Origin of the sequence: Lichenihabitans sp. PAMC28606 (assembly GCF_020616535.1) — a bacterium.
In the GTDB taxonomy this organism is placed as follows: domain Bacteria; phylum Pseudomonadota; class Alphaproteobacteria; order Rhizobiales; family Beijerinckiaceae; genus Lichenihabitans; species Lichenihabitans psoromatis.
Window position 1 is genome coordinate 3,430,551 of record NZ_CP085136.1, and the last position, 12,997, is coordinate 3,443,547.

17 protein-coding genes, 2 pseudogenes and 1 riboswitch are annotated in these 12,997 nt (G+C 64.1%); of the genes and pseudogenes, 12 read left to right on the forward strand and 7 right to left on the reverse strand.

The annotated features are described in order from the left end of the window. Positions 1-150: 150 nt before the first annotated feature. From LGH83_RS16160 to LGH83_RS16195, 8 genes and pseudogenes are all read left to right on the forward strand, one after another. Positions 151-1,125, forward strand: a complete 975-nt coding sequence (locus tag LGH83_RS16160) for an NAD-dependent epimerase/dehydratase family protein (protein ID WP_227399536.1) — start codon at positions 151-153, stop codon at positions 1,123-1,125. A gap of 67 nt (positions 1,126-1,192) precedes the next feature. Next, positions 1,193-1,855 carry a peroxiredoxin-like family protein gene (locus LGH83_RS16165; RefSeq protein ID WP_227401888.1) on the forward strand — a complete coding sequence of 221 codons (663 nt, stop codon included), beginning with the start codon at positions 1,193-1,195 and terminating at the stop codon, positions 1,853-1,855. Between the two features lie 228 nt (positions 1,856-2,083). Next, positions 2,084-2,163, forward strand: a riboswitch (Fluoride riboswitch). A gap of 21 nt (positions 2,164-2,184) precedes the next feature. Beyond that, positions 2,185-2,841: a chloride channel protein gene (locus LGH83_RS20035; protein ID WP_319799562.1), complete on the forward strand. Its 657-nt coding sequence runs from the start codon at positions 2,185-2,187 to the stop codon at positions 2,839-2,841. A 10-nt stretch (positions 2,842-2,851) separates the two neighbouring features. Continuing rightward, entirely contained in the window at positions 2,852-4,048 is a 1,197-nt protein-coding gene (locus LGH83_RS20040) for a DUF190 domain-containing protein (protein WP_319799563.1), read from the forward strand. Positions 4,049-4,193: 145 nt separating this feature from the next. Continuing rightward, entirely contained in the window at positions 4,194-4,583 is a 390-nt protein-coding gene (locus LGH83_RS16180) for a hypothetical protein (RefSeq protein WP_227399537.1), read from the forward strand. Then, a complete protein-coding gene (locus LGH83_RS16185; protein ID WP_227399538.1) occupies positions 4,580-4,795 on the forward strand; it encodes a hypothetical protein in 216 nt (71 codons plus the stop codon). The genes LGH83_RS16180 and LGH83_RS16185 overlap by 4 nt, the downstream gene beginning before the upstream one ends. Further along, positions 4,792-5,230, forward strand: a pseudogene (gene crcB, locus LGH83_RS16190) (fluoride efflux transporter CrcB). The gene LGH83_RS16185 and the pseudogene crcB overlap by 4 nt, the downstream one beginning before the upstream one ends. A gap of 29 nt (positions 5,231-5,259) precedes the next feature. Then, the gene (locus LGH83_RS16195) at positions 5,260-5,802 is read left to right on the forward strand and encodes a tyrosine-protein phosphatase (protein WP_227399539.1); all 543 of its coding nucleotides are present in this window, start codon (positions 5,260-5,262) and stop codon (positions 5,800-5,802) included. A 484-nt stretch (positions 5,803-6,286) separates the two neighbouring features. On the opposite strand, the gene LGH83_RS16200 is transcribed toward LGH83_RS16195, so the two are convergent. Then, positions 6,287-7,039: an IS6 family transposase gene (locus LGH83_RS16200; protein WP_227399540.1), complete on the reverse strand. Its 753-nt coding sequence runs from the start codon at positions 7,037-7,039 to the stop codon at positions 6,287-6,289. A 114-nt stretch (positions 7,040-7,153) separates the two neighbouring features. Between LGH83_RS16200 and LGH83_RS16205 the strand changes: the two are divergent. Further along, positions 7,154-7,725: pseudogene (locus LGH83_RS16205) on the forward strand (IS5 family transposase); the annotation flags it as partial. A 40-nt stretch (positions 7,726-7,765) separates the two neighbouring features. On the opposite strand, the gene LGH83_RS16210 reads toward LGH83_RS16205, so the two are convergent. Both LGH83_RS16210 and LGH83_RS16215 read right to left on the reverse strand, forming a co-directional pair. Beyond that, positions 7,766-8,179 (reverse strand): ester cyclase, encoded by a 414-nt coding sequence (locus LGH83_RS16210; RefSeq protein WP_227399541.1) that lies wholly within the window; start codon positions 8,177-8,179, stop codon positions 7,766-7,768. Between the two features lie 55 nt (positions 8,180-8,234). Beyond that, the gene (locus LGH83_RS16215; protein ID WP_264479018.1) at positions 8,235-8,753 is read right to left on the reverse strand and encodes an NADPH-dependent FMN reductase; all 519 of its coding nucleotides are present in this window, start codon (positions 8,751-8,753) and stop codon (positions 8,235-8,237) included. A gap of 189 nt (positions 8,754-8,942) precedes the next feature. Here LGH83_RS16215 and LGH83_RS16220 point away from each other — a divergent pair, with 189 nt between their 5' ends. Beyond that, positions 8,943-9,320, forward strand: a complete 378-nt coding sequence (locus tag LGH83_RS16220) for a MarR family winged helix-turn-helix transcriptional regulator (protein ID WP_227399542.1) — start codon at positions 8,943-8,945, stop codon at positions 9,318-9,320. Between the two features lie 212 nt (positions 9,321-9,532). Here LGH83_RS16220 and LGH83_RS16225 read toward each other — a convergent pair whose 3' ends face one another. Beyond that, the gene (locus tag LGH83_RS16225) at positions 9,533-10,120 is read right to left on the reverse strand and encodes a carboxymuconolactone decarboxylase family protein (RefSeq protein ID WP_227399543.1); all 588 of its coding nucleotides are present in this window, start codon (positions 10,118-10,120) and stop codon (positions 9,533-9,535) included. Positions 10,121-10,131: 11 nt separating this feature from the next. Further along, positions 10,132-10,530: a tautomerase family protein gene (locus tag LGH83_RS16230; RefSeq protein WP_227399544.1), complete on the reverse strand. Its 399-nt coding sequence runs from the start codon at positions 10,528-10,530 to the stop codon at positions 10,132-10,134. A 105-nt stretch (positions 10,531-10,635) separates the two neighbouring features. On the opposite strand from LGH83_RS16230, the gene LGH83_RS16235 reads away from it, so the two are divergent. Continuing rightward, entirely contained in the window at positions 10,636-11,406 is a 771-nt protein-coding gene (locus tag LGH83_RS16235) for a helix-turn-helix transcriptional regulator (protein WP_227399545.1), read from the forward strand. Between the two features lie 32 nt (positions 11,407-11,438). Here LGH83_RS16235 and LGH83_RS16240 read toward each other — a convergent pair whose 3' ends face one another. Next, a complete protein-coding gene (locus tag LGH83_RS16240) occupies positions 11,439-11,843 on the reverse strand; it encodes an NIPSNAP family protein (RefSeq protein WP_227401891.1) in 405 nt (134 codons plus the stop codon). On the opposite strand from LGH83_RS16240, the gene LGH83_RS16245 reads away from it, so the two are divergent. Continuing rightward, entirely contained in the window at positions 11,799-11,939 is a 141-nt protein-coding gene (locus tag LGH83_RS16245; protein WP_227401951.1) for a hypothetical protein, read from the forward strand. The two genes, LGH83_RS16240 and LGH83_RS16245, sit on opposite strands and share 45 nt — an antisense overlap. Here the strand turns inward: LGH83_RS16245 and LGH83_RS16250 are convergent. Further along, on the reverse strand, positions 11,928-12,923 hold the full coding sequence (locus tag LGH83_RS16250) for a LysR family transcriptional regulator (protein ID WP_227399546.1): 996 nt from the start codon (positions 12,921-12,923) through the stop codon (positions 11,928-11,930). The genes LGH83_RS16245 and LGH83_RS16250 overlap by 12 nt on opposite strands. Positions 12,924-12,997: the final 74 nt, after the last annotated feature.

The window sequence follows — 12,997 nt, forward strand, 5'->3', positions numbered from 1 at the left end:
CGTATTTGGATTGACAGCCTCAGGCGGGCCGCTTACATACGCCGTGTATGCCGATGCACCCGCGCAGACGTCATGTCTAACCGGAGCGGCTTGGAGCCGCGGGATTTTGCAGGCCGATTGAGCGGGAACCGGCTGCGACGGAGAGAAATCGTGACGCGACAGACAGTCCTTGTAACAGGTGCCAACGGCTACGTCGGGAACGCCGTTGCCAAGGCGTTCGCTCGGGCCGGCTGGCGGACCTATGGGTTGGTGCGCCGGGAGGCAGCAGTCGGCGATCTCGCGCGGAACGAGATACAGCCGCTCGTCGGCCCCAGCAATGGGGCGGTCTTCGACGATCTTGGCGACGTGACATTCGATGTGGTGGTGTCGAACACGGAGGACCGGACCGATCCCTCCGGCCACTTGGCGGCGGTGCGCCTCATGTTGGACAAGGCGGTCGCCCGCAGCGAAGCCGCGGGCCGGCGGCCACTGGTCATCTTCTCGAGCGGCTGCAAGGACTATGGTGCGACGAAGCAGAAGCACGGTGATCCCGCGCTAGCGCCGCACACGGAAGAGAGCCCGCTCCTTCCTGCCTCGGCCTCCGCCATTCTGGTCCCACGCTGCACGTTCGGGGCGCGACTCCTCGACAAGGCCGAGACGCCGTATGACGCGGTCGTGCTGCGACCGACGGTCGTCTACGGGCTGTCGTCAAGTTTATATGGCTCCCTGTTCGACCTGGCGGCGCGCAGCCGCGACGTCATGACGATCGTCGGTGATCCTGACGCCGTCATGCATTCTTGCCACGTCGATGATTGCGCGGACGCCTATGTGGCTTTGGCCGAGCATCCTGACCGAAGTGCCATCGCGAACCAAGCCTACAACATCTCCAACCAACGCTATGAGACGGCGCGCGAGATCGGAGAAGCGCTTGCCCGTTCCTACGGATTAGATCTGGCGTTCGAGGTGCCGGATCGCGAATTTAAGTACGGCGACGTCAATTGGCTTTTCAATTACTGGCAGTGGGTCGGCTCGGACAAGCTCAGGGCGGCGACGGCATGGCACGCGAGGCGTGCGACGTTTGTCGACGGCATCGATCAATATCGCATTGCTTACGAAGCTAGCCGATCGCCTGCACAGCCTCAATAAACGTACGTAACCTACGAGATCTTCGATGACCCTTCAGGAAACCCTCGCCTCGATCGAAAAATCCGGCTTGCCGCTGCAAGGGAAGCTCGATGCGCTGAAACTCGCATTCGACGCCGCCGTCCCGCCCGCGGTCAGCGAAGCGCTGCATCGCGGGACCAAGGAACTGATCGCGTCGGGCGCCCAGAACCGGGCGCTGAAAGCCGGGGATATCGCCCCCGAGTTCACCCTTCCTGACGCCGACGGCACTTCCATCTCGTCCAAGGCGCTGCTCACCGAGGGGCCCCTCGTCGTCACCTTCTATCGAGGCGCCTGGTGTCCTTACTGCAACTTCGACCTAAGCGCGTTGGAAGAGGCTCGGTCAGAAATCGAGTCGCGTGGTGCGAGCCTCGTCGCGATCTCGGAACAGACGGCGCCCAATAGCCGCAAGTCGCAGCGGCAGAACGGACTCGGGTTCCCGATTCTCGGCGACCATGGCGGGGAAGTTGCAGCTCAATTCGGCGTGCGCTGGACGTTGCCGGACTATATGCGTGAGGTCCACAAGACGCTCGGTGCGGACCTGACACAGTTCAACGGGGAGGATAGCTGGACCCTCCCGATGCCCGCCCGGTACGTCATCGCGCAAGATGGCGCGATCGCTTATGCCGAAGTGAACGCCGACTACTCGCGTCGGCCCGAGCCTTCGGCCCTCTTCCCGGTCCTCGAGCAACTGAGACGCCCGCAGGTCGCCTGAATCGTTCGATAAGCCCCTCCAATCGGATCTTCGGCAATTCTGACGCCGTCATGCATTCCTGCCACGTCGACGATTGCGCGGACGCCTCTGTGGCTTGGGCCGAGCATCCGAACCGGAGTGCCATCGCGAACCAAGCGTACACCATTTCCAACCAACGCTATGCGACGGCGCGCGAGATCGGAGAAGCGCTCGTGCGCGGCCGGGCCGTTGACGGCGCGCGTTCGAAAGCTGTTTCGCGGCAATGGATTTCTGCCTGATCCCTTCGAGGGTCGAACCGCTCTCACCGAGCTGATGATTCCTACCTTGCGGAACGTAAGGGGGGAATCCGTTTGTCGGTTGCAGGATCAGGTCGCGTTGCCGTCTCTTTCGCCAAGGTCTTCCACTTAGCGCGCGCCTACGCGTTGCGGCGCCTCTTGCATGTCGCCTTGGCCACCAAGTGGCTCGCCATTACCACACCCATGGCCGTGGCCGTGGGGACGTTCTGCGCGACCTTCCTCTGGTTGTTGGAGCGCGCGACCGCGACGCGCGAGTCGCTGCCATGGCTGCTGTTCGCGTTGCCCGTCGCCGGTGGCGCGATCGGGGCGATCTACGCCTGGGTCGGCAAGCCCGCCGAGGGCGGCAACAACCTGATCGTGGATCAGATCCACGAACCGGGCGGGGGCGTGCCACTCCGCATGGCGCCGCTGATCGTGATCGCGACCGTGGTCACGCACCTGTTCGGTGGCTCGGCCGGGCGGGACGGCACGGCCGTCCAACTCGGCGGCAGCATCGCGAGTGCGTTTGCCAAGGTACTCAAGCTCGGGCCGGGCGATGTCGGCGTGCTGCTCACCACCGGTATCGCGGCGGGCTTCGGCGCCGTCTTCGGGACGCCCGTGGCCGGTGCGGTCTTCGCCCTTGAAGTCCTGGCGGTCGGACGCGTGCAGTATCAGGCGCTCGTCCCGTGCATCCTGGCGGCCATCGTCGGGGACTGGACGTGCCACGCCTAGGGGATCACCCATGTCGCGTATCACGTGGGCTTTCTCCGGCGTGCCGGAAGCCAACGGCGTCCCGTTCCACATCGACCCGCTGCTGCTCGCCAAGGTCGCGCTGGCCGGTGTTGCCTTCGGGCTCGTTAGCCTGCTCTTCTCGGAAGCGTCGCACTGGTTGGGCGGCGTCTTCAAGAAGCTCTGTCCCGTCGCCTGGCTCCGTCCGGTCATTGGCGGCCTTGCCATCATCGGCCTGACCTACTTGGTGGGAACGAGGGAGTACCTCGGCCTCGGCGTCACGTCGCCTGGTTTGAACGACGCTTCCATTGTGTCGTTCTTCGGCGGCCACGTCTTTCCCTGGGCCTGGGCCTGGAAGATCGCCTTCACGGTCGTCACGCTCGGGGCCGGCTTCAAGGGCGGGGAAGTTACGCCGCTGTTCTTCATCGGGGCTGGGCTCGGCAATGCCCTGTCGGCGCTCCTGGGCGCCCCTGTCGACCTGTTCGCCGCGCTCGGGTTCGTGGCGGTCTTCGCGGGCGCCTCGAACACGCCGTTGGCGTGCACCGTCATGGGCATCGAACTGTTCGGCGCGACCAACACGGTCTACATCGCCGTCGCCTGCTTCGTCGCCTACCTGTGCAGCGGCCATTCGGGAATCTACCTTGCCCAGCGCCTCGCGGTTCCCAAGACCCGCAACGACGTGATCCCGCCGGACATCGCCCTGCGGCACGCGCGCGCTTTCAAGCCAACGCCCTTCGGCGACCCGTCCCTCCTATCATCGACAGCCCAGGAGCAGCCTTCCATGCCCGACACCCACCACCTGTCCACCGACGAGATCGGCATGCTGCGCATCTACGTGGCGCCAAAGGATCGCTATAGGAAGCCGGGCCAGGGCCGGCTCAAGGCAGCCTTCTCGAACGGCGATCTCTATAAGGAGCTGGTCAACCAGGCCAAGCAGGCCGGCCTCGTCAACGCGGTCGCGCACCACACCCACTACGGCTTCAGCAACGGCGGTGCGGTGCAGAACCGGGACGTCGAGGGCATGAACCCCGACCTCACGATCTGCGTCGAACTGATCGGCCACAAGGCCGACCTGGACGCGTTCTGCCGGACGCACGGTGCCCTGCTCGACAAGAAGGTGATCGTCTACAAGCACCTCGAACGCTGGCAGGTCGGCAAAAAGCTGACGGAGACCGAGATTTCCGACTTGGCCGCCCTGGAATCCGAGTGATTCACCTTGGACCGATGGAGGATCCCTTGTTCCCGCGATCCTTCGTTCGGCGGGTGTCATCCCGCTGCATGACGAGGAGAAAGCCTATCAGAAGGAGAGCGCCGCATTGCGGGCGCTCGGAAGCGTCAGCCGAGGCTGGGACCGCGTGGCTGCGAGCGCTGCCTTCAAGATCACCATGGTCGAGGGCATCGAGGTGGTGTTCATCGCCATGGCCAGCGGCGGTCCAGGCCTACTGGCTCCGGCCATCATCGGCGCGCTTGCCGGTCTGGCTCTCGTCGTCGTGCTTGGACTGGCCCTGCACCGGCCCGTCGCGATGATCCCCGAGAACACGCTCAAGTTCATCGTCGGCCTGTTGCTGTGCTCGTTCGGCACCTTCTGGGTCGGGGAGGGCATGGGGTTCGATTGGCCCGGGCAGGACTGGTCGCTCGCCGCGCTCAATGGAGGGTATCTGGCGGCGGCACTGGCGCTGGTGCCGCCGTGTCGCGCGCGCGCCATGAGGAACGTGGCACCCACGATCGAAGGGGGACGGGCATGAACCGGCTGAAAGTCATCTGGTCCGAGTTTATCGGCCTGTTCGTGACGACGGCAGCTTCGCCGTCGCCATCCTCGTCTGGCTGGCTGGCTGCCTGCTGGCTGGCTCTGCCGCACTTGGGGATCCCCCCGTCCCTGCGGCCGGCGACCCTGTTCGTCGGGCTCGTCGTCATTCTCGCCGACAGCGCAATCCGGCGCGCGGGTGACCGCTCATGAACCGTCTCACGACGACGCTCTGGATCGGCTTGGGCGGAGCCCTCGGGACGATCGCCCGATACTGGATCGCCGTGTGGTTTTTGCCACTCAGCCGGACCCTGCCCTGGGGCAGCATCGGCATCAACATCGCCGGATCGTTCCTAATCGGCCTGGTCGGTACCCTGACCCTAGCAAGCGGCAGGCACCCTCTGCTCGAAACGACACGCCTGTTCGTCATGGTCGGGTTCTGCGGAGGGTTCACGACCTTCTCCTCCTTCAGCCTGCAAAACGCTCGATCTCATGCGCGGCGGGGCCTGGGCCCGCGCTGTGCTCAACGTCGGCTTCTCGGTTCTGCTGTGCCTCGCGGCAGTCGTGGCCGGGCATCTCCTTGCGGCGCACTTTAACGGCGGCGCACAGGCCGTGGCGCAGACCACTACCGAAGAGGAAGCCGGTTAAGACTCCCGCACACTCTCGTAGCGGCAGCCATGGCCCTCGCGATGCCCGCCGCGTCTTATGCGTCGTACTGCGGCGTCCTGATCTGGACCGGCAATCACCACACCGTTGTGCAAGGGCAGCTCTACAGGTCAGCCCAACTCAGCGGCCCCGAACTCGACCGCGAGATCACCGCGGACCACATTCGCACGGTGCTGAACCTTCGAGGACCTAATCCTTCCAAGGACTGGTATCGGGCCGAGTTGGCGATGACGCGAGCCCGTGGCGTGGAGCATGTCGACATCGGCATCTCCGCACGCTCCGAAGTCCCGGAAGAAAGCGTGGCGAAGATCCTCGCCGTGTTGCGGGACGCTCCCAAGCCGATCTTGGTCCATTGCGCGTCCGGCGCGGACCGAACGGGGTTCGTGGCCGCTCTCTATCGCTATGCCATTCGGGGCGAAAGCGCAGCCGTTTCCGATCGGGAATTGTTCACTGCGCTATGGGCACTTTCCTTACCTAGCGAGCAAGACCGGCGCGATGGACGACAGCGCACGTCGATACTTCGCGACCCACGCAGCGGCCGATATCGGTCCTAATAACCCGTAACAGGAACGGGTCGGCGGCGTGAGCCTCTTACTCGGCTCTCCTGTGGCGGGTCGGGAGTTGCCGAATCCGTCTCCGACGACGCAGGAGAGCGAGGTAGAGGAAATTACTGGTCCCGCAGGCGGGATCGAGCACCCGGAAGGTTCGGAGCCGTTCGAGGTAGCCGCCGAGCAGTTCGCGTTTCTGCTTCTCGGAGGTGCGCGGCTTGCTGATCCTCGCCTTGACCCCTCCCACTCCTGCCAGAGCGGCTGGACGATGACCGGGCGCACCCGTCCGTCCGTCAAGGCCAGCAGGAACTCAAGCGTATGAAGCTGCTCCTCGTTCATCGCGCCCTATAATGACATGATATGGCGCTCATAATCAAGCGCCTCGTCAAGCTTGACCATACGGGCTTTTCAGGTGGTTCCACTAGAGCCTTTGAGGGGCTTGTCGCAAACTCCCGAGTAGGTTGCAGGTTGGGTCTGGACGACCCCGGTTTTACGCTTCGTTAACCTTTGGAAGTCCGAAGCAGAGCCCGAGCATGTGGTTCTGCTCGACAACGGTCCACGGGCCGGCGAAGCCGAAGCCCTTGCGCATCCACAGCATGGCCTCGAACCCTTGGATCGACCGCCGCGCCGTGTTGAAGCTATGGAAGCCGCCTGCGCGCGGCATGTTCTTCTTCAGCCGGAAATGGTCGCTCTCGATCCCCTGCTGGAGGTGCTTGGTCACATAGTGGATGGGGTCGCGCGCGAGCCGCCCTTCCGTCCTGGCCGCCGCGATGGCGCCCGGATAGGTGCCAGCCCCGTCCGTGCCGATCCGGTCGGGCGACAGCAAGAGACCACCCTTCAGCATCTTGCGGAAAAACCGCTTCGCGGCATCGAGGTCGCGCCGGGCGGTGAGCAGGAAGGCGACCGCCTCGCCGTGCTTGTCGATGGCGCGATACAGGTAGCGCCACTCGCCCCGGATCCGGACATAGGTCTCGTCGACGCGGATCGACCCGCAGTGGGGCTTGCGGAAGGGACGCAACCGCCGCTCGATCAGCGGCGCGTAGGCCAGTACCCAGCGGTTCACGGTAGAGTGGTCCACCTCGAGGCCGCGCTCGAGCAGCAGTTCCTCGATGTCGCGATAGCTCAACGAGTAGCGCAGGTACCACGACACCGCCTGGACGATCAGCCCCGCCTCGAAGTGGCGGCCCTTGAAATCGTCCTTCGACCGGCTCTTCAGCTTGGCCCCGATGGCGGACAGGATCATGGATGCCTCCGGGCGGGAGGCGGCAAACTCGGTCTACAAGGCTAACGAAAGGTTAGCGCCGGAAGTTTGCGACAGGCCCGGTGGGCGCTGTCGTGACGTGCCGCCGGACTATAGCCCCACACAACGGTCTACAACCGGTTCAACAGGTGGTCGCGCCGCGGCTTCTGGCGCGGGATGCTGACCGCCCTGGCCGAAGCGGGCTGGATCGCCGAAAGTGCGGCGTTGGACTCGACCTACATCAAGGCGCACCGCTCAAAGTGGCAAAGGGGGCCAAAACGCAGGCTTCCGGGGTCTAACGTGGTGGCCAGACGACCAAGATCCACATCCTCACAGACGTCATCGGACGCCCCGCCGTCATCCACTTCACACCAGGCAATGCCAGCGACGTGAAGGTCGATCCGTGTCCTCGCAACTGCGCCAGGTCGCCTGCGACCGTTGATCGCCGACAAAGGCTCGATACCAACGCGCTGAGGCGAGACCCTCGGGTGGCCTGTATAGTTCCCATCGTTCCAGGCCGACGCACGCCAAAGCGCGCCATCCGGCACGACCCGCAGGTACAAGGATCGCTGGCGGATCCAGGCCGCTTCTGTCGTCTCAAGGACTTCCGCCGCGTGGCAACCCGCTACGACAAGCTCGCCGTCAATTTCGCCTCAGCAATCCTACTCGCAAGTGTCATCGCTTTCTGATGCTGATTGAGTCCTAACCTTAGGGCGCCACTTGCTGCGTTCAGAAGCTGGCGTCAATTTGACCGAGCAACCCGAGAATATCGAGCTGTGCAATATGCTCGGTGATCTTGCCATTCTCAACGCGATCGACATGCATTACTGCCGCTGACACAGATCGACCCGACGCCGGTCGATCCATGAACATGCCGGTGTGAACACCCTGAAAGCGCCCCACTGTCAACACTCTCCCACCTTCGACAACGTAAAATTCGACAGCATGTCGGCCGTTTGGAAAAGCATCGTATATTCGTTTGACCCGGCTCTGCCACTCTTTAAAGGTCATTGGATCGTATGTGCCGAGGACCGACCTGAAGTCTCTCGATATTAATGCCGCATGTTCGTCCCATTGCTGACGGTCGATGAGATTGTACATGTCACGGACGATGGACAAGGCTTGCGCAGAATCTGACGTCACGGCTGGACTCCTCTCACGTCAAGCATTCCGTTCAATGATCGCAGTGCTTGGTTTGTCAGCCAATCGTGATGGTGTCAGAGGCGGAGAGCGCCGCCAACTCCGTTAGCGCCGCCCGCACATCGTCGGCATGGTCGGAAAAGTCCCGCGCGGGATCTATCCGTCCGTCATTGGCTGCAACCGTTTCCCGGGTAAGCAGCAGACCCGGCATGGCGTCCGTCAGGCGCGTCCCAAGTGCGCCCAGCACGGTTCGCAACTGTTCGCCGCACTGGTGGCCCCCGTGACCGCCATATGTCACGATCAGCACCGGCTTGCCCTGCCACTCGCGATAGAGGTGATCGATCGCGTTCTTCAGGACGGCGGGATAGCCCCAGTTGTACTGCGGCGTCACGATCACAACCCCTGTGGCATGGGCGACCAGCTCGCCCCAGGCCCGTGTCGTTTCTTGCTTGTAGCCGTGGATTGCGGGAATGCCGGCCTCGTCGTCGAGCCCCAGTCCCAGCTCACCCAAGTCAATCACCTGAAAGTGCGCGTTCGCGACGTGTTCACCGAGGTCGGCAACCCACCGGGCTATCACGGGCGAACGTCGGTTGGGACGCGTACTCCCAGCGACGACGATGTAAGTGAGTATGTGCATGGCGCACAGATAGCAGAATGACCGGAATGCTGTAAAGTGTGCGCCATGCACCGAAATCATGATTTGCTAGGCCCCGCAATCAGTGGGCTGACAAGCTTCATCAACGATCCCCGCCACGATCGGCTCCTCATGGCGGAGGCAGGATTGACGTTTGACCCAGCGTTTATGCCGCTGCTGGTTCGGCTTGGCGCATTGGGCGAGTCGAGCGTCGTCGAACTGGCGGGCCAGCTTGGACGCGACCATTCCACGGTCAGCCGGCAGATGGGCAAACTGGAGGTGGCGGGTCTTCTGGAACGTATGCACTCCCCCACCGATCGCCGCGTACGGACAGCGCGCCTCACCCCTCGCGGCCTCAACGCCTTCGCCGCATTGGGGAAAGCCCGGCATCGCCTGCTCGACCGAGCCATGGCGGACTGGGATCACCGAGAATGCGAGATGCTTGGCCGATTACTGCTGCGGTTCGTGCAGGCCTTGCATCGGACAGGAGAGAACGCGGCCCAGGTTTGAACGATGATCGCTTAAAACACGCTGTCACCCAGCCGCGCCCCTTCATCTTCTCACAGAACTTTCCATCGTTAGATGTTGAAACAGATTGCGGCGTGGACGAAGGACGGCGCTGACGCACCGGGTTTGATGTTTCGCGGCGTGCTGAAATTGCCGCAAGCTGTGGTGCAGAAGATCTGCCAGCTGATGTGTAGGCGTTCGAGCCGGCAGTCTTATCAATCGGGAGAGGGGGCGGGCACGGCGAATGCATTGAGGATGACGCACGTCGCGTCGTAGGCTGCTGCCACGAACACTAACGCGACAAGCCCCTCCCGCCCAAAGACCCGCTCCGCTTCCAGGTAAGTTGCATCGTCGACGATTCGGTCGCGCACGAGGTCAAGCGCGAAGCGTTGTGCCAGCCGCTCCTCCGCGCTGATCCCCTCGCATATGACGCCGGCGGCGAGCGCGGCGGCAACGTCGGGCGCGAAACCAACCTGCGCCGCGATGGCGCGGTGCGCATAGGTTTCGTAAGCCGATCCCCACACTGCGCCGACCGAGAGGATGACGATTTCCCGCACGCGAGGCGAAAGTGGCGTCGAATGCTCCTCGGCCTCGTGGAAGTCGACAAAGCCGCCGCCAATGGCAGGCGCATGGAGGAAGGCGTTGAATGGTCCGATCAGCTCGCCTGTGTCGATCCTGCTGGTAAATGGCGACGTGGAGCTCAAGCGACCTCCCATGAGACGATCGTAGAGCTGGCGCGCCTCAGGTCGGAGGCTCGCCGGGGGAAGCAGCGGCAGCCGACCGCCGAGGTCTTCGGAACCCATCAGCCCTGAGCCTACATGCGCGTATCGAAGCCCGTCTTCGGATCGATCGTACGGCCATAAGCCCACCAATTCTCCCAGGGCACCTCGGTGATGGCCATGAGGAGATCCTCGCGGCGAAGGCCGGCGTGCTTCGTAAGCTCATCCGCAACCCTTTCGAAGAAACGCTCCTTCATCTCCTTGGGTCGCGTGTTAAAGAAGAAGTGGATGAAAATCATATCCGGGCTGCGATGGACTCCGAAATAATTTGCGTCGTAGACCATGTTGCCGGGCATATGCTCGTTGAAGAACTGGTCCCACGTGTCGTCCGGGACACCCAGCACGTCCATCATCGCGACGTGGATGCCGTCCGAGACGGCCTTCTTGTAGGCTGCGCCCTTGCCCTCATGCATCTGAATGTAGACCATCGGCATCGCTCATCTCCTTCGTCCGTTGGTGAAGAAGAGATAGGACGTTTGTTTTCGCGCAAGAAGACCTGGGTCTATCCTGGGACGGGCTGATACCACCCTGGAGAGCATGTGAGCGGCAACAAGCAATTGGGGGCCTTCCTGCGGTCGCGCCGACACCGGCTCGATCCGGCTGCGCTTGGACTGCCTTTCGCACGCCCGCGTCGGACGCCGGGGTTGCGGCGCGAGGAGGTCGCAGATCGTGCGGGGATCAGCTGCGAATGGTACATCAAGCTCGAACAGGGTCGTGAGGTCTCGGCATCGGACGAGACCCTCGCCGCACTCGCGCGTGCCCTCATGCTCGACGGCGTCGAAGCGGCGCACCTGCACAAGCTCGCCGGGCAGCGAGCCGCACCGTGCTTCGTTCGCGAGACGGTGCCGCACACGATCCAAGCCATCGTGCGTGGCCTGGCTGAGCCTGCCTATATCACGGGCGCGCGCTGGGATGTGCTGTGCTGGAACGGTTCGGCCGATGACCTCCTGCGTTTCTCGGACATGCCCGAGTCCGAACGGAACATCCTGCGCTACATGCTGACGAGCCCGGCAGCGCGCGACCTGTTCGGCCCCAGCTGGGCAGAGGAAGCCCAGAGGATGATCGCGATGTTCCGGACCACATACGATCAGCGCCGGAGCGACCCTTTGTTCGAGGACCTGGTGTTGGCTCTTGATGCGGGGTCGATGGAGTTCCGGGATTGGTGGCGGTCCTACCGCGTGGCGACCTCGTCATCGGGCAGCAAGACGTTGCAACCGGAGGGACGGAACGGGACTCGGTTCATCTACGCCACGTTCCAGGCGAATGACGATCCTGCCTTGAAGCTGGCCTTGTACACGCGTGTGGATTGAACAGGCAGTGCGGCATCCCACATCATCGGCCTTTACGAGACCGGCGCGAGTGACGCTCTGGCCGTTGTGTGATCAGTGCCCGCGAGTTGGAGGAACGGCTTAGGTGAGGGGTGACAACTCTCGCGGCAAGGCGATCGTCGCGGTCGCCTCGGCGATGTATTCGGGGCCGCCCTTTGGACGCTAAAGACCGGCCCCGTACGCGCGCGCACGCAAAGTTGCTCTCTCCTCCAAGTGAAGCCCCAGATGTGCGTGATCCGCGGTGCGCCATCGAGAGCGTACATGTTGACGACGAGGTGCTCCGTGTAGTCGCGGGCTGGTCCGATCGCCGCTTCCCATGCCGCGAGCGTCGCCGGCAGTCCGCCCGGGGTGAGCCAGTAGGTGCGGAACTCGTATTGCAGGACTACACCTTGCGGCCGCTCCCGATGAGCCTGCTCCACCAAGCGGAACGGCGGCAGACCGCGAAGCTGCGGTCCTTCATCGATGCTGCGCTGCAGGCCTTCGCGGCGGACGAGGCCAACGCGTCAGGGCTCTGACCCTCTACGCTCTTGTCGGACTGCTGCGTGCGTGCGTAGCCGTGAGAGCGCCTCCTCCAGTACGGGACCCGGCGCGCGCTCGTGCTCCCCCAGGATGGCGTCGCAGAACTGGACGAAGGCCCTCACCTTGGCGGTTCGGTGCCGGTGCGAGGGGAAAAGGGCGTAGAGGGGGAAGCGCTCGTCGGACCAGTCGGCCAGCACGGGAACGAGCGTGCCCCGCTTAATGAGGTGCCGCGCCCCGAGCTCAAGGATCTGCGCGAGGCCGGCCCCCGCCTCGCAAGCCGTCAGCATGGTGCCCACGTCCGACACCATGAGCCGCGCCGCGGGCTTGACCGCCAGCACCTCTCCACCGCGGCGGAACTCCCAGTCGAACGCCCGGCCGACGGCGGCGTTGTAGAACTCGATGCAGTCGTGGTCCGCCACCTCGGACGGGTGGGTGGGGGCGCCCCGCCGCGCCACGTAGTCCGGAGACGCCACGGTGAGCACCCGGGTCTCGACCAGCTTGCGCGTGGTGAAGCCGCCGACCGGCGGGTCTCCGAACCGGATCGCGAGGTCGAAGCCATCGGCCACGAGGTCGCCGACGTGGTCGCGCATGATCAGCTCGAGGCGTACGGCGGGGTTCTGCTCCATGAAGGCGGCGAGCCGGTCGGCGAGGACGATGCGGGCGAAGAACGGGTCGACGTTGACCCGCAGTCGGCCGCGCGCGACCCTGGCCGCCCCCGCGGCGTCGAGGGCCGCCTCGGCGATGCCGTCGAGCATCGGGGCGACAGTCTCGTAGAAGCGCCGCCCCTCGTCGGTCAGCGACAGCGCGCGTGTGGTCCGGTCGAGCAGGCGCACGCCGATCCGTGCCTCGAGCCGGGCGATCGCGCGGCTGACGCCGGACGGCGTGACACCCAAGGCATCGGCGGCCCGCGCGAAAGCGCCGGCCTCGACCACGGCCATCAACACCGACACCCCGGCGAGCAGCCGCCCATCGTAAGCCATCCGTCGCTCCTGACTTGACGTCACGATCATCGTGACACGAACGCGCTAACGTCATCAACGATGGCGATGCATTA